We start from the raw sequence: 25,705 nt of genomic DNA, 5'->3' as shown, positions 1-25,705 counted from the left end.
AAAGAATATCAATTGCTTATAACCAGGGTCGCCGCAGGTAAGAAGTGAGTGGTCCCCATGCGCTGGACAGTTAAGCAGCAGTTCTAAACAAGTTTAATGAGATACTGCTTAAGGTGCTCCCTGCTCTGGAGGGGAAAAAGGCCAGGGATAAAGTATATTTTTCCGGCCCAAACAATTTAACTGAGAAAAAAAATGCAGAAAATAGATCAAAAAACAGTACTTAAGTTTTTCAAGAAAATGAACAAACCCCTGAGCCTGAGGGAGATCAGGGACGGCCTGGACCTCGGCAAAAAAGAGGCCGGCCGGGCCCGGGATATTTTAAAATCCCTGACCGCCAAGGGCCGGGTCTTCAAGACCAGGAAGACCTGGTGTCTGGTGGATGAACTGCCGGTGCAAAAGGCCGTGCTGGAGGTCCAGAGGTCCGGGGTGGGCTTTGCCATACCCTTTGACAAGAGACGCAGGGATATATTCATCCATCCTAAAAATTTTCAGGATGCCTGGCACGGAGACACCATCCTGGTGGCCACCCTGCCCGGGAAAAAGGGAAAGAATCCGGAAGGCCGGATCGTCCGGGTGGTTGAACGGGCCACCAGCCAGCTGCCAGCCAAGGTGATCAAACCCATGGGGCCGGGACTGGTCCTGGCCCGGCCAGCCAATCCCAGGCTTGATTTTTCCCTGGTCCTGGAAACAGGAGGACAGGACCTGGACAAAGACACCATGGTGGTGGCCGAACCAATGGAGCAGCTGGAAGCAGGGCTGTGGTCGGCCAGGGTCTCCAGGATCATGGGCCACGAACATACCCTTGAGGTCCAGGAGGAGATCGTCAAGCTCAACCACAAGGTCCCGGGGGAATTTCCAGCCAGTGTACTCAAAGAGGCCCAAAACCTGCCCGGCGAACCAGGTAAGAAAGACTTCAAGGGCCGCAGGGATCTGAGTTCCAAAGAATTTGTGACCATTGACGGAGCCCAGGCCAAAGACTTTGACGATGCAATCCTGGTGGAGCCTGATAACCAGGGGTTCATCCTGTATGTGGCCATAGCCGACGTATCCCATTACGTCCATCCAGGCTCCAGGCTGGACCAGGAGGCCCTGGCCAGGGGGAATTCATACTACTTTCCCCTGTCTGTGGAACCCATGTTTCCGGAAAGTCTGTCCAACGGCCTGTGCAGTCTGAATCCGGATGTGCCCAGGCTGGTCATGGTGGCCCAGATGCATTTTAATGCCAATGGGGTCAGGCACAAGGCTTCCTTTTATCCGGCAGTGATCAGAAGCAAGAAAAGGCTGACCTATGCCCAGGTCAATGCAGCCCTGTACCTGGAAGAACCAGAAACCATAAAAGAGCTTGAACCAGTCCTGGCCATGCTCAAAAAGGCGGATATCCTGGCCAGGAAACTGCTCAAGCTTCGGCAGAAACGGGGAAGCATAGACTTTGACCTGCCGGAACCAGAGGTCCTGCTGAACATCCTGGACGGGGGTCTGGAGATCAAGGCCAGGACCAGGAACTTCGCCCACCAGCTCATTGAGGAATTCATGCTGGCTGCCAACGAGGCTGTGGCTGAATTTCTGGAGGAAAAAAAATCTCTTTTCCTGTACCGGGTCCACCCTCCTGCAGACAAGGACAAGCTGGACTCCCTGTTCAAGCTTCTGACCAACACTGACCTGGGACCCAAGCTGCCCAAGGAGCGCGACCCCAGGAGCCTGCAGAGGCTGATTGATGTTTCCAGGGATTTTGACCTGGAATTTCTGGTCAGCCGGCTGGTACTCCGGTCCATGATGCAGGCCAGGTATTCCCCGGAAAATGAGGGCCATTTCGGCTTGGCTTCAAGATCTTACTGCCATTTTACTTCGCCCATCAGGCGCTATGCTGATCTGGTGGTGCACAGGGCCCTGAAAAACGCCCTGGACCAGGAGACCCTGGTCAAGCCCAGACTCAAGAGCATGAAAAAGGTGGCTGAATCCTTAAGTTCCCTGGAACGGGTGGCCATGAATGCTGAACGGGAGATCCTGAAAAGGGCCACTATCCTGTCCATTCGACCCAGGATCGGCCAGGGATTTACCGGGGTCATATCTTCCCTGGCTGATTTCGGATTCTGGGTGGAACTGGAGGATGTCCTGGCCGAGGGCATGGTCAGGCTGTCCAATATGAGCGATGATTATTATGTCTTCCGGCCGGAAAAACAGGACCTGCTGGGCAAGCGCACCGGCAAGAGGTTTTATCTGGGCCAGAAAGTGGAGGTGGTGCTCCAGGATGTGAATCTGGACCGGCTGGAAGTGGATTTTGTACTGGACCAGGCCGCAGACAGCAAACCTTGAGTGCAGGAAATAGAGTGCAACCAGTTGGAAACCCTTCCAGGACCTAAAAGGAACACCTCATGAAAGCAATCATTCTGGCCGGAGGAAGCGGAACCAGGCTTTATCCCCTGACCCGGGGAGTGAGTAAACAGCTCATCCCCATCTATGACAAGCCCATGATCTACTACCCCCTGTCCGTCTTGATGCTGGCAGGCATCAGAGAGGTGCTGATCATTTCCACTCCCAGGGATATCAATCTTTTCCAGGACCTTCTGGGGGATGGATCAGAGCTGGGCATGAGCTTTTCATATGCTGTCCAGCCCAGTCCTGACGGGCTGGCCCAGGCCTTTATCATTGGAGCAGAGTTCATTGGTCAGGATGATGTGTGCCTGGTTCTGGGTGACAACCTCTTTTTCGGACATGATCTGACCCGGCTGCTTAGAAATTCCGTAAAGACCGTGGCTGAAGAGCAGAAATCCGTGATCTTCGGCTACTGGGTCAGTGATCCCCAGCGCTACGGAGTAATGGAGTTTGATCAGTCCATGAATGCTGTGTCCATTGAAGAAAAGCCCCGGGATCCCAAATCCAATTACGCAGTAGTGGGCCTTTATTTCTACCCCAATGACGTGGTGGATATTGCCAGGTCCATCAGGCCTTCAGCCAGGGGAGAACTGGAAATCACTTCTGTTAACCAGGCATACCTGAAGCAGGACAGGCTCAAGGTTGAACTCATGGGCCGGGGCTATGCCTGGCTGGATACCGGGACCCATGAAAGCCTGCTGGAGGCCAGCAATTTTATCGAGGTCATTGAAAAACGCCAGGGACTCAAGGTGGCCTGTGTTGAAGAGATAGCCTATGAAATGGGATACATAGGAAGGGAGGAACTGGTGGCCCTGGCCAGGCCCCTGGCCATGAATCAGTATGGACAGTATCTGCTGCGCCGGGCCGGCAGCAAGGAATAGGCAGTGTTAAAGACTTTTTTCAGGGGGATGATCACATCCTGTTCCATTTTTCCAGATTTGTTCTAATAAAGCTGATCACTTTCTGGTGTTCTTCCCGGCCATTGCCCTGAACCACAAGGGGCGGGCCAAAAGAAAAATGGATAAAGCGTTCAGGCCGGATCTTGCCAAAATCCTTGAGCAGCCGGCCTGCTGACCAGGCATCGGTTTTCAGGGCCAGGGGGATGACCGGGACCCCAGCCTTTCTGGCCAGCTTGATGCCCATGGAGTTGAATTTTTCCGGGTCAAAGCGGCTGGTCCGCCGGGCCTGGGGAAAGATAACCACTGATATTCCTCTGGACAGTCTGTCCTGACCCTCTTCCATGACCACCCGGAAGTCCTGCCTGGGATTTTTTCTGGAAACCACCATGGGGTTTCTGGACTGCATGACGTGTTTGAACACTGGATAGCGGACCAGACTTTCCTTGACCACAAAGGTCAGCGGCCGGTGGGGCCGGATGATGGAGGCCAGGGCAAAGGTCTCCAGGGTGCTCATGTGGTTGGCCACAAAAACGCACGGGCCTTCCAGATTTATGAAGTTTTTCTTGCCGTCAATGAAAAACCGGCAGTCCACTGTTTCTAAGTGCTTGATTATTTCCAGGCTGCTCTCTATCCAGTCCTGGTCGGTGTATCCTTTTCTGGCCTTGCGGGCTGCCTTGAAAACCGTGCCCAGCATGCGCAGATAAAAATAGAGCCCAGGCACTGCGTGAAAGATCATGGAAGAGCGGGCCGGGTTGGTTACGTATGAATCCTGGTCATTGGTTATGGCTTGAGTCATGGCTGGCTCCTATGTAAATATCAAATACTCTCTTTGGATATTTTTCCTGCCCTGTCCCCTGATGCAGGGTGTAAATCTCCATTTTCCTGAAACTGCATGTTGTACAGTTTTTTATACAGGCTGCAGCTGGAAAGGAGCTGGTCATGCTTGCCCTGGGAAATGATCCGGCCCCTGGACATGACCACAATCCGATCAGATGACAGGACAGTGGACAGGCGGTGGGCAATGACTATGCTGGTCCGCTCCAGCATGAGATTATCCAGAGCCATCTGCACGATGCGTTCTGATTCCGTGTCCAGGGCGCTGGTGGCCTCGTCCAGGATGAGCAGGGAGGGATTTTTCAGAAGGGCCCTGGCTATGGTAATGCGCTGTTTCTGACCACCGGAGAGTTTGACGCCCCGCTCACCAATGACCGTGTCATAACCCTGGGGCAGCTCCATAATAAAGTCATGGGCAAAGGCGGACCCGGCTGCCTTGATTATCTCCTCTTCAGCCACGTTTTCCATGGCATAGGCGATATTATCCCTGATGGAGGCGTTGAACAGAAAGTTGTCCTGGGCCACAATGCCCATGAACATGCGCAGGCTCTTCAGGGTATATTCCCTGGTGGGCAGGCCGTTTAAAATGATCCGGCCCTGCTGGTGCTCGTAGAATCTGGGCAGCAGATTGATGAGGGTGGTCTTACCTGATCCGCTGGGGCCGACAATGGCCACTTTTTCGCCTTTGTGGATTTCAAGGTTGACATTGTCCACAGCTGGATGACCCGTGTCGGGGTAAGCAAAAGTGACATTTTTCAAAGCCAGTTTTTGAAAAGGACCTTTGAGCTCAGTGTTGCCCCCTTGTTCCACCTGGAGTTCAGGTGAATCCAGGACTTCAAAGACCCTTTCAGCCCCGGACAAAGCCTTTTGAATGGCGATATTGGTTTTGCTTAAGCCTTTAATGGGCTGGTAGAGCATGATCAGGGCGGTCATAAAGGAAAAAAAGGTGCCGGGGGTTGAGTGCCCTGCAATGACTTGAGTACCACCGTACCAGACAATGAGCCCGATACCGATGGAGCCGATGAACTCCATTATGGGTGATGAGGCATGATCATATTTGTTTTCCTTGACCGCAATCTTGATCAGCTTTTCATTTTCCCGGGCAAAGTTCTGCTGTTCTCCTTTTTCATTGGCAAAGGCTTTGATAACTCTGATCCCGCTGAAGGTTTCCTGCAGAAAAGTAGTGATGTCCGAGATCTTGGACTGGGTCTTACGCCCCATTTTGCGTAGTTTCTTGGCAAAATAGATGAAGGGATAAATGGCCAGAGGGTAAATGACCAAGGAAAGAACTGCCAGCAGTGGATCCCTGTAGAAAATTACCCCGAGCAGGGCAAGCATGGTCAACAAATGTCTGGTGAGCTCCACCAGCTTGGGCAGACTTGAAGATAATAAATTGACATCACTGGTTATTCTGGCCATGAGCATGCCGGTGCGGTTATCTTCAAAAAACCTCAAAGGCAGGTCGGTCATCTTATAATAAAGCTCCCTTCTGAGCTGTCCCAAAACCTGGATCCCGCAATAGGTCATGAGATAATTCTGGACAAACATGAAAAACCCTTTCAGAGCAAAGATCAGGACCAGCAGAATAGGTATCAGGAGCAAAGCCCGTTGGTCCTTGTTGATAAAAATATCGTCCAGGGCTGGTTTGACCAAAAAAGCTGCAGCACCGGAAGTCGCAGCAACAACTCCCAGCGAGAGCAGAGAAACCAGAATGAGGAGTTTGTACTGCTTGAAATAGGCCAGGGTTCTTTTGGCCAGCTCCCAGCTGTTGATGTTGGACCAGTCTGATTTTAAGCGCATTTCTTTTATATAGTTATGGGTTATTTGGTTATAGGACAGGAAATATCCACCGCTCCAGATGTCGAAAAGCTTGCCTTTATCTGCCCAAGAAAAATAGCCTATTAAGTTTAGGCCTAAAAAACAATAGGTGGAAAACCTGAATTAATGACAGCAGGGCAAAGCTTTTGGTTGACACCAGTCTGTCCAGGTCGTTAAATGAAAATTTAAACACAACACTCCACTAACAACCCTTTTTTCGCCAGTGCATCCTGAAAACAAACTTAAAGTATTAATGGTTACCAGGACCAGTCACATGACTGAGATCGACATGATGTGCCGGATGAAGAAGATTGGATTGCATGTGGAGGTCATGACCGAGTCTGCCTGCCCCCATATTAAGCACCTCCAGGATGCAGGCATCCCCCATGAAAGTCTCAACCTTAGATCTCGCCTGGATATAAGCGGAATAAGGCGCTTGCGTAGAAAAATCAGGGATGAAGGATTTCACGTGGTGCATGGGTTCTCCAACCGGCCCATCAGCAATCTGGTTTGGTCCAGCTATGGCCTGCCCCATGCCCTGGTTGTCTATAGAGGGGCAATCGGCCATGTCCGGCGGTGGGATCCGGACTGCTGGCTGAAATGGCTTAATCCCAGGGTGGACCGAATTGTCTGTGTTTCCCATGCAGTGCGCAGAGACCTGGAGAAATCAGGAGTGCGTCCGGATAAGATAGTGACCGTTTACAAGGGCCATGATTTTTCCTGGTATCAGGATCTGCCTAAGATCGATCTGAAACAGGAATTCGGAATTCCGGAAGAATCCTTTGTTGTGGGATGCGCAGCCAACATGCGCCGGGTCAAGGGAGCGGACGTTCTGCTTGAGGCCATGTTTGAACTGCCAGAGCATGTCCATGTCCTGCTCATGGGCGAGGTGCGTGATCCATTGGTCAAAAAACTGGGCAGCAAACCTGAGATCAAAGACCGGGTCCACTTTGCCGGTTTCAGAAAGGATGCCCCGGCCATCCTTGGCTGTTGCCATGTGGCTGTGGCTCCGTCCAGGGGCAGGGAAGGCCTGACTAAATCCATCATCGAGCCCATGGCCCAGGGTGTTCCTGCCGTGGTTACTCAGGCCGGCGGACTGCCGGAGATGGTGGAACATGGTGTAAGCGGTTATGTGGTGCCTGTTGATGATGCCAGGGCCATGGCTTTGGCCATAGGAAAGTTGGCTGAAGATACAGCACTGCGTCGCAAGTTCGGTCTCAAGGCTAAGCAGCGGATGCATGAGGTGTTCAACATTGTTCAGACCGTGGACCAGACCCTGGATGTTTATTTAAGCGTCTGTAAAGAGAAAAAGATTTATTGGCAATAATTGCAGGAGATAAAAAATGCTGTTTTTCAGCATTTTGAGTCAATTAATGCTCTAAACCGGACGAAGTTTTTATTATGGGCGAACGCAGCAGTGCCAGGCCTGGCTGGCACTGCTGCGTTCGCCCTACGGATGCTTGTACGGATGCTTGTAATGGCAGCAATGCGGACTGATTAACCAAAAACTCAGTTCAGGTATAAAATGTAAAGGGACAATAGTGAAAAAGACGAGCATGCTTAAGAAATACCTATGGTTTCTGACAGTAATTAACCGACTGTTAATTCGGAAAAAATCTTATCTTCATTCAACCGGGTGGATTGAGTCTGTTAAGCGGGGCTATCCATGCACAAAAGATGGTTCAGAAATACCCTGGATGAACTATGCTGTTGTTAACATTCTTCAAGAAAGGCTGAATAAAGATTTATGTCTGTTTGAATTTGGCAGTGGTTATTCAACATTCTTTTATTCCAGACTGGTGAAAGATGTTGTGTCGGTTGAACATGACAAAAAATGGTTCGATTTTATAAAGAACAAAGTGCCGGACAATGCTTCCTTGTTTTATAAGGAAGAGGATGTTGACGGGAATTACTGCCGAACTGTCAAAGAATTCAAGAAGTCGTTTGATGTGGTTGTCATTGATGGCAAAGACAGAATGAACTGTATGAAACAGGCCATTACTGTCCTTTCGGAAAAGGGAGTTATTATACTTGATGACTCCTCAAGAGAGAAGTACCAGATTGTCCAGGCATATGCCGTGAAAAAAGGTTTTAGACCTCTTAATCTGGATGGACTGAAAGCTACCAACTACAGGAGCTGTAGAACCACCATTTTATACCGGGACAATAATTGTCTAAACATTTAACAATGTAAGACTTCCTGAAGGCTTAGTTTATGGCTCATGTGCCAATCAGTGTGGTTATCCCCTGTTTTAATGAAGAAGACAATATCGGCGCATGCCTGGAAAGCGTTGCATGGGCTGATGAAATTCTGGTAGTGGATTCTTTCAGTACAGATCGCACCTTGGAAATTGCAGGCAGGTATACAAACCGGGTTTTTCAAAGGGAGTATCAAAGCCATGCAGACCAGCTAAACTGGACAATTCCTCAGGCAAGTCATGAGTGGGTGCTGGTGGTGGATTCTGATGAACGTGTTCCAGACACCTTGGCAAAAGAGATCAGGGATCTGGATTTGGCAAATAACAAGATCGATGGTTACTGGATCAGACGGAGTAATCACCTATTCGGGAAAAAAATCCGCTTTTCCGGTTGGGGACGGGACAGGGTGCTGAGGCTTTTTCGCAGAGACTTAGGGAGAAAAGAGAATAAAAGAGTTCATGCTGAGTTTAAGGTGCCAAAAGCCGGGAGGTTGAAAGAAGCAATCCTTCATTATCCTATTCCATCCATGGAAGCCTGGGTGGTCAAGATTAACCGCTACACCACCTGGAAGGCCATGGACAAGGTTGAAAAGGGCAATCCTGCAGCACTGATACATTTTTTTTTGCGCCCTCCAATCAGGTTTTTTAAAGACAGTGTACTCAGGCTGGGTTTGCTGGATGGTTGGCGCGGTATTTTGATTGCAGCCATGTCCGCATTTGCTGAAATGATCATGTCTGCCAAAATGATGCAGCTGAAACGTCAAGATAATCGTGGTGGAAGAAGCGTTGCTGACCTGTAAGGATATGAGCTGTCAGCCTATATGGTTTATTGCAGGGGGGATGTTTTGATCAACGGATTTGTGCAAGACATCCCCAAGGACAAGCATGTTTGTGTATTGCTTTCCAATAAATCACCACAGGAAGTTGCAGAACTGACGAGTTTAGATCTGGAAAAGGACTGGAGGTCTTTTCGCAGCGGTCCCATTGCCTGGGCAGTGCAGTTGTACCTGCAACTGAAAAAGATGGGTTTTCCGGTTCTGGCCAGCAATCGTCCCATGAAGGGTTGCCCGAATATCGCTCATGTGGCCAGGATTAACCCGGTCCATTTCAGGCCGGATCATTTTCTGGTAGCCATCATGGCTGACCGCAGGCCTTCAGGACTGGCAGTCAAGCATGTGGTTCAAAACAAACTGCAAGCTGATGACAGGCATTTTTTTTGGATGCCGCATTGGCCTCAACCCGGTTTAAAAGTCCGGAACAAAGAACGGGGAAGCGATCTCCGAGTATGCGCATTTGCTGGCCGGGAAAAGCACCTGCAGGGTGACGTCCGGGCATGGGAACAGGCACTTGCAAAAATTGGGATCAAGTTCAGAGTGTTGGGACCAAAGAGCTGGGCACAGCTTCAGGATATTGACTGCCTGGTAGGCATCCGCACCAGCAACAAAGCAACAAGCTTTCCCAACAAGCCTCCAACCAAGCTTATCAATGCATGGCTTGCGGGCATACCATTTATTGGAGGAACTGAATCAGCATATTGTCAAGTCGGTGAGCCGGGCAAGGATTACCTTGGAGCAGATACCATGCAGGAAGCTCTGTACCAGATTGAAATGCTGAAAAACTCTCCTGATCTTTTTAATGCCCTGGTGACCAGAGGTAATATCAAGGCTGAGCAGTTTACCCACAAGGCCATTACCATGTTATGGGCTGATTTCATCTGGAATCGAATCTGGCGCACGTTTGAGCAGTGGAAAAAACAACCAGGATGGATGCGAACAGCCAGGTACTTGGCTGCACCAGGTTACAGGCTGTTTCTATATAAAAAAAATGCCAGGCTGAAAAAAAGCCAATAACTAAAGAGACCTCTTCGCTTCAGGCATCACCTGAATAAACCACAGGCAATGGCATGCGTTTATATGTTATTTTAAGAAATCTTCGCAACAAGCTGATATATGGAATAAATGCGCCAAGACACAGTCAGCGCATATATGCCAAGGTGTCAGAGCAGATACCCTTCCTCCCGCCTGAAGCCCAGCCCTACGCTGTTCGACCTCACAGGTTGTCCGGCTTGATTGTTGGCGGAGATTGGGACAATAAGACTGCATCCATCTATACCTGCCCAAAGGTGAAGTTCAGCCTTATGCACTGGCAGCAGGGGATTCCTTGGGCAGAAACTGGGTGCTTTGAGTACCTTCTGGAAATTATTCGACAAAGAGGCAGGGTTGATGGCCTGCGTACCCTGGACGATATTAAGGCTAGATACTATAGGCTTGATCAAGTATATAAGCAAGTTAAAAATGAAGGTAAATTGCGTAATGCCAGTGAACTAGGCCGAGCCAGAAAAAAAAATCTGGAGAACTCAGGCATACTTATTCATTTGGATAGACAGGGAAATCCGATCTTCGGAGGATCCGGATGTCACAGGATTGCCATGGCTATCTCGTTGGGCATTCAGATTATACCCGCCAAATTAGGTTTGGTTCATGCTGACTATCTTTCTGAATGGCATAATGTGTTAAGAAGATGAAGACAAAGCTCAAGAAGGAAAAAAAATATCGCCAAGTACATAAGAATGTCTGGTGCCAAGTGTACTCTTCAGAAGAAAAGGGGAGTTTCAATACTGGATATGTTAAGGGCGCGATAAATACCGGGGCCGGTTGTTCAAGCGTCATTATGGAGTTTATTAAGAGTTTGGAGTATAATGGTGATATTAACTATTCAAATTATAAAACCGGGAGAGCAAAAAACACTTTGCAAGTGTTCCAGTTGCCAGGTGATGGAAGGCCGGTAGTTCTTAAAAGGACATCTGGAAGAGGATGTGGGGTTTCATTTTCTAGAAAAATTGAAATTTTGATTAAGGGTATTCATAGGAATTATGCTCGTACCGCTTTCAATGGTTCACTTGCTTTAGAACTTGCGGGTATTCCAACGCCAAGCCCCTTGGCTTGGTGGCAGTCTGGATCAGGATTAGCAAAAGATAGTTATTACATTTATGAGAAAGTGTGTGCCAGGGAAACTCTTAGTCAAGCTTTGCAAAGGCTATGGAGAGAAAAAGGTGAGTCAGCCACAGGCGAGGCCATCGCCCTTCTTTCCTGTATGGCTGACTTAAGCAGTAAAATGCATCAATTTCGTATAAGACATGGAGATATTGTTACTCATAATTTTCTTGTCTGTGACAAAGGCTGTGAATTAGCCTTGATAGACACCGATCATGTAAGGCCAGGAAATTTTCTTTTGCCTGAATGGATGCAAAGATTCTATGATTTACGATGCTTGAGACGTTTAGACCTCTCGACTGAGGGACAGAGATTTTTTTTGGCTCAATACCTAGGTCGTGAGCTATCCTGGCAAGACTGGATATTATTTAGATTCTGGTATTTGGGCGGCTTCAGCTTCAGACGTTGGTTCAAAAGATTCCGTAGACTTTTGGTCGGTGCAGGTCGCAATGAACCTAAAGGTGTCTCCTGGTGGTATCCATATTAAATTTTTATTCAGAATGTAAAATATATTTATAGACGTTCTTGGTGGCAAGTGCGGCTTTTTCCCAGGTAAATTTTTTAGCATATAACCTTGCCTGTTCAAGTCCTTCTTTACTAACTGCCAATGCTTCGTGCATCCCTGTGGCTATTCCTGCTACTGAAAGAGGGTCAACCAAGGTAGCGTGTCCCAGTCCTATATCAGCCACGCCTCCGACATTGCTGGTTAATACAGGCGTTGAGGACGCCATCGCTTCCAAGACTGGCAAGCCAAATCCCTCATATAGGCTCGGAAAGCAAAGAAGCGAAGCTTTATGATATAACGTCGGTAAATGTTCGTCTGAAACATTATTCATTATTCGGATGGATTGGCCAAGCTCATCATCCTGAACAACATCTTGGATACCCCTATCTATGCCTCCGATGACTACAAGGTCATAGTCTTTGTTAAGTTTGGAGAGCACAAAAGCCTGGACTACTCTAGGAAAATTTTTTCTTTCTCTTCCTCCAAAGGCGAGGATATAAGGCCTTGTCAGCTGTTCAATTTTATTAGAGGGTTCGGAACTAGGTTGTCGAAAAAATCTTGGGCTTACTCCATGCGGAATAACAAAGATTCGTTCTTCAGGATACTTGAAGTTGTTAAGCAGGTCACGTTTAGTAGTGTTGCTTGGGACGATAATGGCGTTGCAGTGTTTGATAATTCTCTGATATGAGCGGATCTTGTGTCTTCTGAAACGAGGTTTACTATAGTCTTTTATAACGATAGAAAAAAGATCATGTATAGTACAGGCTATCCTGGGTGGCAGTGGCGATGGAAGTATCGTATCCAATGCATGGACAAGTGAGTAACGCTTGCATGAAAAGCCGGGGAAAGGCAGGTACCAGCGATGGTCCATGCTTGTCGTGGGTCGTAAGTATGCTTTTTTAATTCTTGTTCCTTTAAGACAAAGTTCGAATCTTGTGTCTGATGCTGGATAACTTAATTTCATCAATGCATTAGATAGTTCAAGGATGTATCTTTGTATCCCTGAAAGGCGACTTGAAAGTAAAGCAGTTGCTTCAAGTCCTATTTTATAATTCATAATTAACTTTTAAGTGTTATGAGATTATTGTTTGATAGAATGAGATTGTGTTAATCGCTTTTGTTTGCTTTCATTTTTTATATGTGACATTGTTTTGAGATTCAGTGGTAGTAGTATCAAGAGGGAGAAAATCATTATAGTTGGCCTTTGTTCAAATGGAGAGTCTGTTAGGCTGAATATGGCAAAGCACACAACAGTCATTAGACCAGCCAAAGGAAGGCTTTGTTTTTCTGGTATAGAGCTATTCCTTATTTTAGTTATAAAAATGATGCTTGGTGTAAGAAATACAAATAGCAAGACGGTTATTCCTATAATGCCGTGGTAGCCAAACGCAGTAGCGAGTTCGCTGTGTGGAAAATGATGTGATGCAGCGCTTTCTATGTATAACCCTTTTTCTACGCCATCCTTGGCTACTCTTTGAAACTCATCTTTGCCTGGACCAATTATGATTGATCTTTTGCCAGATTCGAATGCTGCTTTCCACATATCAATACGAGTTCTTACAGAAATGCTATCATTTATATTTTTTTCTTCAAAGTATGTGTTGATTTCCTCAGTAGCATCTTTAAGCCTTTTTTCTACAATTTGCCAGCCAGAAAATGAAAAGAAGAGAGTAAAGAAAACAATAATGGAAATTAATGATTTCCCGAAGTTATTAACTAAAGCTTTTCGGTAGTGAAAAATTGTAATTATTAATACTACTGGAAGGGCTAGCCATGCTCCTCTAGTTTCAGAACCGATTGCTGCAACTAAGCTTAGTATTAAGCCTGAAGTTGGAAGCAGAAATCCCCAAGGCTTAAATCTATAAAAATAGGTGAACGATGCTGATGTTAATGTAAACAAAAGAACACAGAGCTGCCCAAAGACGATAGGATTTACTTGAGTGAGATTGTTAATGTTTGCACGGAAACTATCACCGAGGAAAAAAATATAACAGCCTGTTAATCCAATAAAATTGGCACCAATGGTAACGCCCCACCAATAATATTCTTCTCCTGGCTTTCGCCAAGCCAGCCAAACCGCTCCGAATGCTGCAAGGATAAAAAGCATGTGCCTGCGAAGTAACTTATAAGCAGCATCCTCCATGCCGTTTACCAGCCAGGAAATTGCGGTTACGGTCATGTAAAGCAGAAGCGTGATTATGACAATATTTGTTTGTTGGTCGCAGGGCCATTTCCTGATGGTCAGCCAGCATAACAAACCACCTAATCCCAGGATATTGAATATACTGCTCCCACCGCTGGGTACTAGCCAGACTGCAGTGGGATAAAGTAAAATTAGCAATCCAAGCAACCAGTAGTCAGGTGGATGGGAAGAAAAGATTTTTTTAATCTGCATCATGTTCTCAATAATTGGTTTGGATATAACCTATTGTTAAGGTGTCAATAAAATCAAAGGATTGTGGGTAGAGTGTTCATAGCCCTCAATGTTCGGAGAACAGCTGTGAAGTGAGATGGTCGGGGATTGCCCATGGTTTTTTTCCCGGCTCAGCGTTATTGGTGTTCCACCAGTACCTGTGGACTGCCCTGATACATACAGGTAATTTTTTTAAGCCCACGATCTGGGCCATGGCCAGGCGGTGGAGGCCTTTGTTAATCTTTACCATGTGCCCTTTTCTGTCAAGGGCTATGCCAATGTGATCCTCTGCCAGAGAAGGATTGTAGCCGTCCTGTTCAAGCTGTTTCATGAAGGTCAGATATATTTCCAGGAAGCGGTGAACCTTGGAGTCGGTGTCCAGATAAACCCCTTTGTGATACGAGCTGTAGGGCTTTTTATTTCTGTACATGGCTGTCAGCTCCTGAAACCTGGAACTTCTGGTCAGATCAGACCGGTGCTCCCAGATATCAGCCAGAAACCTGTAGCGCTCTGTATCATGAAAATGCCTGGTGTTCTTGTCCCAGTCTCCGTCCCAGATGAACCGGTTGCCCAGGCTGCGGCGCTGATACTTGTTTTCAAAAGCAATCAGAGTGTTCAAAGAATGAGGATCAACCTCCAGGGTCAAGGCCGCCTGAAAATGAGCTTCAATGCTCCGTCTGGGCAGACCGGCCTTTTCCACCCATTTTCCCAGGCTGGTTTTTTTCTGCCAGAGACTGAACATCAGTTCTTCAGCCGGGCGGGTAATGACTTTCTGAAGACACTCCCGGATAAATTTCTGAACATTAGCCCTGAACATGGCCGGGTAAAGCCTTGGGTGACAGAGTTCCAAAAAGGCTTTTTCAGTTATAGCCGGACTGGTCCTGCCAGGTGAATTCTTGAGAGATTTTCCTATGTGCTGGGATAAACGACTGTCTGACATGTTTCCGGTTTTGGTTCAGGAGGAGATCCTGGATGATCTTTTCCAGCGGTTGTGCAGCCAGAGCCATTCCTGGGGATGGTCTCTGATGAATTCCTCCAGAACCTGGTGATAGCGTCTGACCAGTTCTGCAATATCGTCCTTGCAGCAGGCAAGATCGCTTGTTTTGACCTGGACTATTTCCAGCTGATATGTGTTGTCCCTGGTCCGCCTTGAAACCTCAACAAAGAGGGGTACTCCGGCCTTAAGGGCCAGAAAGGCCGGACCCAGAAACACCGAAGTCCTGCGGCCCAGGAAGCTGATGTGCCGGTCCACCTTGCGCTGAGATTGATCAGCCAGGACAACCACCACCTCTCCCTCTTTCAATGCCCGGATGCCTTCCCGCAGGGCCTTGTCCGAGGTGATGATCTTATTGCCTCTGAGGGTCCTCAAATGGTTGAGGTGATCATTGAGATACTGGTTTCTCATGGGCTTGACAATAAAGTGCATGGGCTTGAGGATCAGTCCAGTGCAGACGCCTATAATCTCCCAGCTGCTCAAGTGTCCGGAGACAACCACTGCTCCGCTGTTTTGCTGAATAACCTGCTGGAATTCTTCATCTGCATCCATTGAAACCAGCTGCAGGGCATCCTCTCTGTTTTGGATCAGGGGAATGCGCAGGAGTTCCACTATGTTCAGGACCTGATTCTGGTAAACTTGGCGGGCCAGTCCCTGAATTTCAAGGCTGTTTTTTTCCGGGAAGGTCAGACTTAAGTTTTTCAGAACCAGACCCCGCCTGATTCTCAAGAGGTCAAAAGCCAGGGTGCCCAGGATCCGGCTGAGTTTCAGGGCCTGGTTCCTGCTCATCATTCTGAGGCCAAAACCCAGCAACAGGAAAAATCCTCCACCCAGGGGATAGAACAGCCGTTTAATTTTTTTGAATTTTTTCTTGCTTGTTTTACTCATGGGTGCAGCAGACCTTGACTGCAAAGCAGGCCGCGCCAAAGCCGTTGTCTATGTTGACCACGGATATGCCGGGAGCGCAGGAAGTGAGCATGGCCAGCAGGGGGGTCACACCGCTGAAGTTTGTTCCATAGCCTACAGAGGTGGGGACTGCAACCACGGGTTTGTCACACAGTCCGGCCACTACAGAGGGCAGTGCCCCTTCCATGCCGGCCACCACTATGAGGATTTCAGCCCTGGAAAGGGTGTCCAGGTGGGGAAAGAGTCTGTGCAGCCCGGCCACACCAACATCAGATATAAGTCCGGCCTGCTGATCAAAAAAAAGGCAGGTGGTCAGGGCCTCCAAAGCCACGGGCAGATCAGCTCCTCCGGCTGAAATGATCAGAATGCGGCCGGTACCAGGCCAGGGATGGGACAGGTCCAGCTGCTTATTCAGAATAAAAACTCCTGGCACATCCCAGTATCTGCCGCCTGGAAAGCGTTTTTCAAGATCCAGTCCGTTATCCTGGCCAACCTTGGTCACCAGGACCGGATTTTTGTCCCGGGCCAGGGTCTCCACGGCCGAGTGGAGCTGGTCAATGCTTTTGCCCTGGCCGAAGACCACCTCGGATATTCCGGTTCTCATGCCCCGGTGCAGGTCAAGATTAAGACCGTTGGCCGCTTCCTGATACGGATGGTGGACAATCTGGTTCAAGGCTTCATCCGGAGTCAATTGTCCGGATGATATTTTTTCGAGGATTGACAAGAGTTCTTTTTTCATCATGCTTAGATACCAATTGCAGGGATTAACCCCAGGGGTTTTGCAAGGCAGCTTTTGGCTGTTTCTGATCCCACTACGCCCAAGACTGCGGATCAGGGGCGGAAAAAATCAGACTGTTTAAAAAAGCAAATCAGATCCAGGACCAGGGCAACAAACGCATTGAAAATTAATCCTGTTACTTGTATGAAAAAATAATCATGTCCGCTAAATCCATACTGTTTATTGCCAGGCCTGATCTTGCGGGGCCGGTCATGTCCAAGCTAAGGGATCAGGGTTTTGAGATCCTCATGAGCGAAAGTCTTAGCGGAGCCATGAAGATTCTGAAGGACCGGACTCCAGAACTTATCTTTTCCCAGGCCGTCCTGCCAGGATTCCGTGCGGACCAGTTCCTTTCCGGGATGGAGGATCAGGCTGTTTCAGGCCGGGTAATTGTTGTTGCTGAACACGGTACTTCAGAGGAGGCCAGAAAGATTCTGGAGCTTGGAGCCAAAGACTACTGGCTGGCCCCCCTGGTCTGGGAAAAGATCCAGGCTGTCCTGCCCCAGGAACCTGCTGCACCCCATCCCCGGCCTCCAAAACCCAGGCCGTCCAGCCAGGCCATAATTGGCAACCATCAGTCCATCAAGCGGGTTCTGACCCTGGCCAGACAGGTTGGCCCGTCCAAGGCCACCATTCTTATAAGCGGAGAATCAGGCACAGGCAAGGAGATGTTTGCCAGATACCTGCATTCCAACAGCCCCAGGGCAGGAGGGCCATTTGTGGCCATCAACTGCGCAGCTCTGCCTGAGCATCTTTTGGAGAGTGAGCTCTTTGGCCATGAAAAGGGTTCGTTCACCGGGGCCATCAGCCGGAAAATGGGCAAGTTTGAGCTGGCTGATACAGGAACCATCCTGCTGGACGAGATATCTGAAATGGACATGGCTCTGCAGGCCAAACTGCTCAGGGTCCTGCAGGAAAGCGAGGTGGACCGGGTGGGGGGTACTGAGACCGTCAAAGTAGATGTCAGGGTGCTGGCCACCACCAACCGGGACATGGAAGAGTGCGTAAGCAGGGGTCAATTCCGGCAGGATTTGTTTTACCGGCTCAATGTGATCCCTTTGAAACTCCCGGCCCTGCGGGAGCGTGGAGATGACGTCCTTTTGCTGGCCAGACATTTTGTGGCTGATTTCTGTTCCCAGTACGGACTGGGAGCGCTGGTCTTTGATCCTGAAGCTGAAAAGTGGCTAACTGACTATGACTGGCCGGGAAATGTCCGCGAACTCCAGAACCTTATGGAACGGGCCGTGCTCCTGGCCGGTTCCAGAGGGGTCATTAAAAAAGCCCATTTCCTGCTGGGTGATGAAGACTGGCTGGATGAAGCAGAATCTGACGAGCCCCATCCGGCTAAAGAGGTGGAAAGGCCGGGCAGTCCTCAGGGCCTGGATTTTGATGAAGTAATCCCCATATCTGAGATGGAAAAAAGGCTGATCATCAAAGGGCTGGAAAAGACCGGAGGCAACCGGACCCAGGCATCAGAGCTTCTGGGCATATCCGTGCGGACCCTGCGCAATAAGCTCAATGAGTATCGAAAGGACGGCCTGGCTCTATAAAGGAGACAGGCTTTGACTGCCAGGTCCAGGGGCTGCTGGTCCCTTGAATCTCAGGCCACAATGGATAGAATCCCTGCCAGGGCTGACCAGCTGATCAGCAATATTAAAGTCTTCCTTCCTCTGTGGCCTTTGTTGTGAATTCAGCCCAGAATCAGTTTTCCAGGATCTCAGGTCGCAGAATCCTGATCTTGGCCTGGTTGCGGAGCATGGTAATGAAGGACTGAAACATTTCTTCTTTTTGCATGCGGCCATACTGTTCCAGCCAGAAATCCTTTTCCTCTTCAAATTCTTCCGGAGCCGGGGATATATGCTCAGCTACCCTGGCCACAACATATCCTTCAGTCACCTGAAAGGTGTTATCCAGCCACTGGCCTGGTGAGACAGCAAAGGCAGCCCTGGCCAGGCCGGGAACCATCCCCAGATCCGGGATGAATCCCTGTCTGTCAAAGGGGCTGCTGGTCTGAAGCCGGGCCGTTGCCTGGTCTGATTCTTCCCCAGCCATGAATTTTTTCAGGTAGTCATGAGCGTTTTCCCTGGCCATGTCCATGCTTTTCTGTCGGGCCAGAGTTTCCCTGATCCTGGGCTTGACTTCTTCCAGGTCTCTGACTCGGGCATCCACAGCCTCAAGCTTCTGGGCAAAAATATATCCGTCCTCAACCATGATGGGCGTTTCAGTAATCTCGGTAACAGCCATGTTGAACAACCTGTGAACAGCAGTCTCTGGAAGGTCTATCTCCCGGGGGCCGTCCTGCCTGGAGAAAAAGCCGGTGGTCCTGGTTTCAAGGTTGAGTCTCTGGGCTGCATCAGCCAGGTCTCCTCCAGTAAAGATTATTTCCAGGATATCGTCCATGATGTCAGCCAGCTGATCCATGGCCTTTTCTTCTCCCACCCGCATCCTGATCTGGGCTCTGACCTCGTCCAGGTCCCTGGTGCCGGCAGGAATATGCTCCTCCACCATAATCAGGTGCCATCCGAACATGGTCCGAACCGGTTCACTGATCTGGCCTGGTTCCAGGGCAAAAGCGGCCTGTTCAAATTCCGGGACCATCTGGCCCCGCCTGAAGCTGCCCAGATCTCCTCCCTGGGCTGCGCTGGGACAATCAGAGTATTTTTCTGCCAGGTCGGCGAATCCGGTTCCCTGGTCCAGCTCAGCTCTGATCCGGTTGATCTTTTCCAGAGCCTGGGTCTGGTCCTCTTGGGCTGCATCTTCATCCACCATGATCAGGATGTGCCTGGCTGAGACCCTTTCCTCCCGGGTGAACTCACTCAGATGGGTCTGGTAGTATCTCTCAATCTCCTCCATGGTCACATTCTGCATGGGAGCCAGGGCCCTGGGAGTCAGCTTGAGGTAGGCTGCCCGGATTTTTTCCGGTTCCATGAACCTGGACAGATTTTCATTGTAGTAAGCTTCTATCTGGTCGTCATTTATCTCAATTTGATCCTTGAAATCAGCCCCTGCAACCTTGAGGTAGTCAACCCTGGCAGTGGACCGGATATAGTTGAAGAATTCCAGGACTTCTTCCTGATTAGGCCTGGCTGGAAGGGATACATAATTTTCAATTTTTTCCATGAGCAGGTTGTGTTGAAAATCTTTTTCAAACTGGGCCGGGGTCATGCGGTGGGATCTGAGCACCCCTTCATAGATCTGGGGGTCGAACCGGTTGTCTTCGCTCAGAAAGACAGGCAGGCTGGTGATCTGTTTCTGCAGTTCAGCAGTGCTGACACTCAGACCCAGATCCGAAGCCTTTTGCAGCAGAAGCTGGGAATTGAGAAGCTGGTTAAAGATCTGCTGTTTAAAACGCATTTCCCTCAGGTCTGCGCTGGTGAGATCCGGGTTCTGTTCCCGCACGGACTGAGCAGTGGTCTCATAAGCCCGGATGAAGTCATTGATGAGAATGGGCTGGTCATTGACCATGGCCAGGATCCCTTCCCGGTCGCTGGTGAAGCTGCCCACTCCCCAGAACACGAATACAATGACAATGGCTGCAAAGAGCAGTTTCACGATCCATGACTGGGCATTATCTCTTAAAACATCAAGCATTCTTTTTTCTCCCTGACCCCGGTTCCTGTGGATTACCGGGCCTTGTTTTTGACATGATTCAGCAGTCCTCCAGCATTAATAATGGCCAATTCAGCCTCAGTCAAATCGTTTCCAACCTCAATGGCCTGGCCGGATCTGGTGTGGATGAAGGAGTTCTGCCCCGGTTTTAAGGAGGTGGTGTCCAGACTGAGGAACTGGTCCTGTTCCAGGATGTCGTAATCTGAAGCCCTGGCCAGGGTCAGGGGCAGGATTCCGAAGTTGACCAGGTTGGCCCGGTGAATCCTGGCAAAAGATTTGACCAGGACGATGCGTATCCCGAGATACCTGGGCGCCAGGGCGGCGTGTTCCCGGCTGGAACCCTGACCGTAATTTTCGCCGCCCAGGACGATTCCCTGGCTGGTCTTTTTGATCCTGGCCAGAAATTCCTGGTCAATGCGGGAGAATATGTATTCGCTGATGGCCGGGATGTTGGATCTGAGGGCAGTGATTTCTGCCCCTCCGGGCAGGATATGGTCAGTGGAGATGTTGTCTCCGCATTTCATGACAATGGGCAGGTCGAGTTTTTCAGGCAAAGGGTCAAACTGGGGCAGGGGCACGATATTGGGGCCGCGGTAGATATCCACCCTTCTGGTGTCATCCGGGAATACAAAGAGATCCCTGATGGACGGAACCTTATCCGGAAACCCGGGCCTGGGCAGGGGGTCGCCCCATCCGGCCGGATCTGTGAACCTGCCGTTAATGGCGCAATGGGCTGCTGTTACCGGACTGACCAGGTAGACCCCGGCGTCCTGGGTTCCACTTCTGCCTTCAAAGTTCCGGTTAAAGGTCCGGGCGCTTACTCCTTTGGAGACAGGGGAGCCCCCCATGCCGATACACGGACCGCACGCGCATTCCAGAAGCCTACCTCCGCTGTCCAGGATATCACCCAGAAGGCTTTCAGTGGTCAGCATTTTCAGGACCTGTTTTGAGCCGGGTGAAATGAGAAGGTCCGTGTCCGGACTGATTTTTCTGCCTTTGAGGATCTGGGCTGATATTTTCAGGTCTGAGTAGGATGAATTGGTGCAGGACCCGATGGCCACCTGGTCCACTTTGAGACCGTCCAGTTCAGCCACCCTGACCCCCAGGTCGGGCATGTGGGGTCTGGCTGCCATGGGTTCAATGCTAGACAGGTCAATGACCAGCTGTTCATCGTAATGAGCCCCGGGGTCCGGACCCAGTTCAGCAAAATCCTGTTCCCGGCCCATGATCCGCAGGAATTTTTCCGTGATTTCATCGGCCGGAAAAATGGAGGTGGTTGCTCCCAGTTCAGCTCCCATATTGGTGATGGTGGCCCGTTCCGGGACGGACAGATCCCTGATTCCGGGTCCGTAATATTCCATGACCCGGCCTGTGCCGCCTTTGACACTGAGTTTTTTCAGGATGTACAGGATAACGTCCTTGGCCCCGGCATGGCCGGTCAAGGCACCTTCCAGGCGGACACCCACAACCCTGGGCATGTTCAGGACATAAGGCTCTCCAGCCATGGCCAGGGCAACGGAAAGGCCGCCGGCCCCCATGGCCAGCGATCCCAGACCACCGGCAGTGGGGGTGTGGCTGTCCGAGCCAATGAGGGTCTTGCCCGGCACAGCAAAGTTTTCCAGGTGCAGCTGATGGCAGATGCCGGTGCCGGCCGGGGAAAAAACAATACCGTATTTTGCAGCTACGCTGCGCAGATACTTGTGGTCATCCGGATTCTTAAAACCCATCTGCAGGGTGTTGTGATCCACGTAGCTCACTGAGAGTTCAGTTTTAACCCTGGGAAGCCCAATGGCTTCCCATTGAAGATAAGCCATGGTCCCGGTGGCATCCTGGGTCAGGGTCTGGTCTATTCCAAGTCCGATTTCCCGGCCCGGCTCCATGGTTCCATGGATGAGGTGTTTTTTTATGATTTTCTGGGTAAGATTAAGACTCACTTTGCCTCCTGGTCATTTGAAAAAAATCTTGGATGGTCCGGGTGGATTATGCAGAAGAATCAAGGCCTACAGCCTACTGGTATCCCAGATTCAGCCGGTTGATCTTTTTCCGGCACAGTTCTGCTTCCACCTCCAGACGCAGACTGTCCTGCTGCAGGGTAAAGATCTCCTGATGGTGAAAGATCCTGTTTTTGGGGTCTTCAGCAGCCATTAGTTCCCTGATCTTTTTTCGACACTGGCTGCGCTGGTTAATAAAATCCTCCATCTGACTGGTCAGTCGGGCTATTTCTTCAGATACGGATTCTTCTACGAGAGGGCTTGTCATTCAGGTCTCCTTGAGAGGGTTTTTTTTCACCAAGCTTACCAGACAGGTTGGTGAATATCTTCCAGAATCCAGGCCAGAGAGCGGTGATCAGTCCTGGATTGGCCAGACATATTCCTTTGTGCTTAAATGAAAGCAGGCAGTAGCCCAGGATCCAATAAGGGTCCGGACTGATCCAGGGGTCATTTTTTTCGGAAATTTTCCGGTGGGAGCCGACCCTGATTCCCCTGGAGTGGGTGGAAAAATCATAGCCGGCATGGGTCAGGAAATCCAGGGCTGCATGGTAATGATCCGTGTCCGGGACCATTAAAAATTCCATGTCTTCTCCACTGGAACAGCAAAGGGCCAATGGAAGGGCCAGGGGGGCTGCTTCAGGAGTGTCTGTCAGGTCAAACATGCAGTCAGCTTTTCTGGTTCCATGCACTGCAGTGATTTTTTCAGCCTCAACCTTCAGGTCAGCGCCGCATTGCTTCAGGAAGCCCTGGACCAGACGGGCCACCGGGTCCTTGGCCGGCCAGACACCACTGAGGCTGACTTTACCCCGGCTGAGATGGGCCATGGCCAGGACAAATCCGGACAGAAAAGGATCCAGAAAGATGGTGGCCTTGTCCGGATCAGGCTGACCTGGATGAACAACCACCTGTTGATCCTTTTTGGATAAATTTATTCCGGTCTGTTCCAGGATACTCAAGACATGGGAAAAGACTGGATGCCCAAGGCCGGGATAGCTGATGGCCAGACCGTGCTCATAGGAAGGTGCTGCCAGGGTCAGACAGGCCACAAACAGAGGATCCACTTCAGCCGGGATATGGATCTCCCGGGGCAGCTGGCCGCTGGTTTCCAGCCTGGCCGGGAGGGAGTAACTCTGGGGCTCGATGGAACTCAGCCGGGCGCCCAGTTGAGGAAGAAGGTGCTGAATCCTTTTGAGGTCCACGGTCTTGAGCATGGAGGAGCTGTTGAATTTCAGCCTGTTGGCCTGGCCGAGGGCCAGGCACAGGAAGAGATAGAAGTTCTGCAGGCTGTGATTGATAAATAAACTCTGGTTGTCCATGTCCAGGTCATGTCCTCCCTGGCTGGCAAGGGTGCTGTCCTGCCAGGTGAGGCCTGCCCCGCACTGGTTGGCCATTTTAATGAGTTCAATGATGTTGTCATTGATGATGAAACCGGCAAGCTCCACCTGCTTTTTGGTCTGGAGACAGAGAAAGGCTGTGTACAGGGACCTGCTGATGGAGGAAGGTCCGGGAATGTCCAGGCTGACCGGGGCATTGGGGGGATAGAGACAAAAGGGTTTATCCGAGGAGGCCTTTTCCGCCATGGAGTAGCCAAGGCTGTTGACCAGAGTATAGAGCTGGCGGACCAGGCTCTGATTTGATTTCTTGAGTTCCTCCTTCCAGAGGATCCAGAGTTCTTTTTCCAGTGCTGCATCAGCCAGGCTTTTGCTGTTCTGTTGCCTGAGCTTTGCCACCCTGCCCATAAGCCTGGATCTCTTGCTGATGAGGGAGGCAATTTTTCTGTCAATGCTTTTGAGCTCATCAGTCAGGCTCAGGTCGTACTTTTTCATGGCAAACATCCTTTGGAATTTTGGGGAAGGCTCAACTTGGATTCAGCAGCAAACTCACTATGCAAGTTCAAAAGTTTTAATATTAATCTTATTTGGCCTGATTGAGCAAGCTGAATGTAATATCCTGTAATAATTAGACATAATGCTTAGATTTTTATGGCTGTCATCTTTGACTGGAATGAATTATAAGGGGGTCGGCAAAAATGACCGGTATGCAGATACAGGTCTGATTGAGGCTGTCAGCCAGAATGAAGTCCAGGACGTCTGAAAATAAGCCAAACAAGGAGAGAGCATTGAAGATACTGGAAGCCAGGGAAATGGACGTACATATTCCCTTTGACATGGAAACCTTCATGGGCCTTGCCCAGGTCAAAGGGATTGAAGGCAGAGAAACGGTTGAACTCGTGGAGTTCTGGTCCAGGTGGAGGCCGCACCTCAAGGTGTACACCTTTGGCAGAAAAAGAGGTTATCTGGCTGCCTTTATGGATCGTCAGGTTGAAGATGAAATTGACAGATTGTGGGAAGAATCGCCTTCAAAAGGGTTCAAACTGCAGGCTCTGGTCCAGACCATGATCATCGGAGCCCTGCGGGAGCTTATTCCTCAGATCGGGACCAGCCAGTGTGCTCCTGTTCCCAGGCCGGGCAAGGTGCTTAAGAAATCCCTGGCCAAGGTGGGGCTGGAACTCTTTGATGAGGGCTCCCTCAACTACAAGTATTCCACCCTGACCTATTATCCTTTCAAGGACGGATGCGACACCTGTTACTTGCTGAGCTCGTGCCCCAAAATCAACCTGCCCAAGCTGGAGGGTCTGTTTAAAGCTGAACAGCAGTAGAAGGATACCGGAAAAAAGCTGCGCCCCAATGGGTGATGACCATGGGTCCCACCACCGGGGCACAGCTTAAAAAAATCCTCAGAATGCCAAGTCTGGTGTTACTGCAGAATCTTGAACTCAGCCCTTCTGTTCTGGGCCCAGGCTGTTTCATTGGACCTTGGATCCAGGGGTCTTTCCTCACCATAGCTGATGATCTGCAGTCTGTTGGATTCAATCCCCAGCAGGATCAGGAACTCGTATGCAGCCCTGGCTCTTCTTTCTCCCAGAGCCAGGTTATATTCAGCAGTGCCCCGTTCGTCGCAATGCCCCTCAATGACCAGGCGCAGATCTCTGAACCTTTTCATGTGTTCGGATATTTTCTGCAAGGATGACCTGGCTTCAGGCTTTAATTCGTATGAATCAAAATCAAAGTGGATCCTGCTGGCCAGGATTTCATCCACTGCGTCCTGGACCCTTTTTTCGGCCTGATCCATCTCCCTTTCCCTGGCCAGTCTCTCTTCCTGCAGGCGCCTTTCCTCAAGGGCCTGCCTTTCCATGTCCTTTCTTCTTTGTTCTTCAGCCAGCCTGGCCCGTTCCTCGGCCGAGATTTCAGCCCGGGCCGGATCAGTGGGAGCTACTTCCTTCTTAGCGCAACCCATGCTTAGAATAAAGGCCAGAAGCAGAACAGCCGTAATCAGAAAAGTTTTTTTGTTCATGATTTCCTCCTGTTGGGAACCAAAAAATGTATAAGCCAAT

At 49.9% G+C, this 25,705-nt stretch carries 22 protein-coding genes; 10 read left to right on the top strand and 12 right to left on the bottom strand.

Translation table 11 applies throughout. From position 1 onward, the window contains the following. Nucleotides 1-192 precede the first annotated feature (192 nt). Both rnr and rfbA read left to right on the top strand, forming a co-directional pair. The gene (gene rnr / locus P771_RS17860) at nucleotides 193-2,313 is read left to right on the top strand and encodes a ribonuclease R (protein WP_035244711.1); all 2,121 of its coding nucleotides are present in this window, start codon (nucleotides 193-195) and stop codon (nucleotides 2,311-2,313) included. A 59-nt stretch (nucleotides 2,314-2,372) separates the two neighbouring features. Next, entirely contained in the window at nucleotides 2,373-3,254 is an 882-nt protein-coding gene (gene rfbA, locus P771_RS0114470) for a glucose-1-phosphate thymidylyltransferase RfbA (protein ID WP_028575700.1), read from the top strand. Nucleotides 3,255-3,285: 31 nt separating this feature from the next. Here the strand turns inward: rfbA and P771_RS0114465 are convergent, their stop codons facing one another. Next, on the bottom strand, nucleotides 3,286-4,068 hold the full coding sequence (locus P771_RS0114465; protein WP_035244708.1) for a lysophospholipid acyltransferase family protein: 783 nt from the start codon (nucleotides 4,066-4,068) through the stop codon (nucleotides 3,286-3,288). Nucleotides 4,069-4,088: 20 nt separating this feature from the next. Then, nucleotides 4,089-5,906, bottom strand: coding sequence for an ABC transporter ATP-binding protein (locus P771_RS0114460; protein WP_028575698.1), 1,818 nt, complete (start codon nucleotides 5,904-5,906; stop codon nucleotides 4,089-4,091). A 292-nt stretch (nucleotides 5,907-6,198) separates the two neighbouring features. Here P771_RS0114460 and P771_RS17855 point away from each other — a divergent pair, with 292 nt between their 5' ends. From P771_RS17855 to P771_RS0114425, 6 genes are all read left to right on the top strand, one after another. Further along, nucleotides 6,199-7,251 (top strand): glycosyltransferase family 4 protein, encoded by a 1,053-nt coding sequence (locus P771_RS17855; RefSeq protein ID WP_051617407.1) that lies wholly within the window; start codon nucleotides 6,199-6,201, stop codon nucleotides 7,249-7,251. Between the two features lie 229 nt (nucleotides 7,252-7,480). Then, complete coding sequence (locus P771_RS17850; protein WP_051617404.1) at nucleotides 7,481-8,110, top strand: class I SAM-dependent methyltransferase; 630 nt, start codon at nucleotides 7,481-7,483, stop codon at nucleotides 8,108-8,110. A 29-nt stretch (nucleotides 8,111-8,139) separates the two neighbouring features. Further along, the gene (locus P771_RS0114440; RefSeq protein ID WP_028575697.1) at nucleotides 8,140-8,922 is read left to right on the top strand and encodes a glycosyltransferase family 2 protein; all 783 of its coding nucleotides are present in this window, start codon (nucleotides 8,140-8,142) and stop codon (nucleotides 8,920-8,922) included. Nucleotides 8,923-8,967: 45 nt separating this feature from the next. After that, a complete protein-coding gene (locus tag P771_RS18535; RefSeq protein WP_150112218.1) occupies nucleotides 8,968-9,972 on the top strand; it encodes a hypothetical protein in 1,005 nt (334 codons plus the stop codon). Between the two features lie 53 nt (nucleotides 9,973-10,025). Next, nucleotides 10,026-10,646: a hypothetical protein gene (locus P771_RS0114430; protein WP_028575696.1), complete on the top strand. Its 621-nt coding sequence runs from the start codon at nucleotides 10,026-10,028 to the stop codon at nucleotides 10,644-10,646. Beyond that, on the top strand, nucleotides 10,643-11,602 hold the full coding sequence (locus P771_RS0114425; RefSeq protein WP_028575695.1) for a lipopolysaccharide kinase InaA family protein: 960 nt from the start codon (nucleotides 10,643-10,645) through the stop codon (nucleotides 11,600-11,602). Before P771_RS0114430 ends, P771_RS0114425 begins: the two co-directional genes overlap by 4 nt. 4 nt (nucleotides 11,603-11,606) lie before the next feature. Here the strand turns inward: P771_RS0114425 and P771_RS18745 are convergent, their stop codons facing one another. From P771_RS18745 to larB, 5 genes are all read right to left on the bottom strand, one after another. Beyond that, nucleotides 11,607-12,677, bottom strand: a complete 1,071-nt coding sequence (locus P771_RS18745) for a glycosyltransferase family 4 protein (protein ID WP_084301962.1) — start codon at nucleotides 12,675-12,677, stop codon at nucleotides 11,607-11,609. 24 nt (nucleotides 12,678-12,701) lie between these two features. Beyond that, nucleotides 12,702-14,018: an O-antigen ligase family protein gene (locus P771_RS0114410; protein WP_084301959.1), complete on the bottom strand. Its 1,317-nt coding sequence runs from the start codon at nucleotides 14,016-14,018 to the stop codon at nucleotides 12,702-12,704. 82 nt (nucleotides 14,019-14,100) lie between these two features. After that, on the bottom strand, nucleotides 14,101-14,973 hold the full coding sequence (locus tag P771_RS18530; protein WP_051617398.1) for a hypothetical protein: 873 nt from the start codon (nucleotides 14,971-14,973) through the stop codon (nucleotides 14,101-14,103). A gap of 15 nt (nucleotides 14,974-14,988) precedes the next feature. Then, entirely contained in the window at nucleotides 14,989-15,915 is a 927-nt protein-coding gene (locus tag P771_RS0114400) for a lysophospholipid acyltransferase family protein (protein WP_028575691.1), read from the bottom strand. Beyond that, nucleotides 15,908-16,675 carry a nickel pincer cofactor biosynthesis protein LarB gene (gene larB / locus P771_RS0114395; protein WP_028575690.1) on the bottom strand — a complete coding sequence of 256 codons (768 nt, stop codon included), beginning with the start codon at nucleotides 16,673-16,675 and terminating at the stop codon, nucleotides 15,908-15,910. Before larB ends, P771_RS0114400 begins: the two co-directional genes overlap by 8 nt. Nucleotides 16,676-16,869: 194 nt before the next feature. Here larB and P771_RS0114390 point away from each other — a divergent pair, with 194 nt between their 5' ends. Then, a complete protein-coding gene (locus P771_RS0114390; RefSeq protein ID WP_028575689.1) occupies nucleotides 16,870-18,261 on the top strand; it encodes a sigma-54 dependent transcriptional regulator in 1,392 nt (463 codons plus the stop codon). Nucleotides 18,262-18,412: 151 nt separating this feature from the next. On the opposite strand, the gene P771_RS0114380 is transcribed toward P771_RS0114390, so the two are convergent. The 4 genes from P771_RS0114380 to P771_RS0114365 all read right to left on the bottom strand — a co-directional run bounded on the left by P771_RS0114380 (nucleotide 18,413) and on the right by P771_RS0114365 (nucleotide 24,137). Then, a complete protein-coding gene (locus P771_RS0114380) occupies nucleotides 18,413-20,302 on the bottom strand; it encodes a SurA N-terminal domain-containing protein (RefSeq protein WP_028575688.1) in 1,890 nt (629 codons plus the stop codon). Nucleotides 20,303-20,334: 32 nt separating this feature from the next. Further along, nucleotides 20,335-22,254 carry an aconitate hydratase gene (locus P771_RS0114375; RefSeq protein ID WP_028575687.1) on the bottom strand — a complete coding sequence of 640 codons (1,920 nt, stop codon included), beginning with the start codon at nucleotides 22,252-22,254 and terminating at the stop codon, nucleotides 20,335-20,337. Between the two features lie 73 nt (nucleotides 22,255-22,327). Beyond that, nucleotides 22,328-22,579 carry a hypothetical protein gene (locus P771_RS17835; protein WP_035244706.1) on the bottom strand — a complete coding sequence of 84 codons (252 nt, stop codon included), beginning with the start codon at nucleotides 22,577-22,579 and terminating at the stop codon, nucleotides 22,328-22,330. After that, nucleotides 22,545-24,137 (bottom strand): carboxyvinyltransferase, encoded by a 1,593-nt coding sequence (locus P771_RS0114365; protein WP_028575686.1) that lies wholly within the window; start codon nucleotides 24,135-24,137, stop codon nucleotides 22,545-22,547. The genes P771_RS17835 and P771_RS0114365 overlap by 35 nt, the downstream gene beginning before the upstream one ends. Before the next feature lie 293 nt (nucleotides 24,138-24,430). On the opposite strand from P771_RS0114365, the gene P771_RS17830 reads away from it, so the two are divergent. After that, complete coding sequence (locus P771_RS17830) at nucleotides 24,431-24,970, top strand: hypothetical protein (RefSeq protein WP_051617395.1); 540 nt, start codon at nucleotides 24,431-24,433, stop codon at nucleotides 24,968-24,970. Between the two features lie 98 nt (nucleotides 24,971-25,068). Here the strand turns inward: P771_RS17830 and pal are convergent, their stop codons facing one another. Continuing rightward, nucleotides 25,069-25,665 carry a peptidoglycan-associated lipoprotein Pal gene (gene pal, locus P771_RS0114350; protein WP_028575685.1) on the bottom strand — a complete coding sequence of 199 codons (597 nt, stop codon included), beginning with the start codon at nucleotides 25,663-25,665 and terminating at the stop codon, nucleotides 25,069-25,071. Nucleotides 25,666-25,705: the final 40 nt, after the last annotated feature.

The organism is Desulfonatronovibrio hydrogenovorans DSM 9292 (genome assembly GCF_000686525.1).
GTDB lineage: Bacteria > Desulfobacterota > Desulfovibrionia > Desulfovibrionales > Desulfonatronovibrionaceae > Desulfonatronovibrio > Desulfonatronovibrio hydrogenovorans.
The sequence above is the reverse complement of the archived record's forward strand: the minus strand, read 5'-3'. Positions and strand labels throughout refer to the sequence as shown.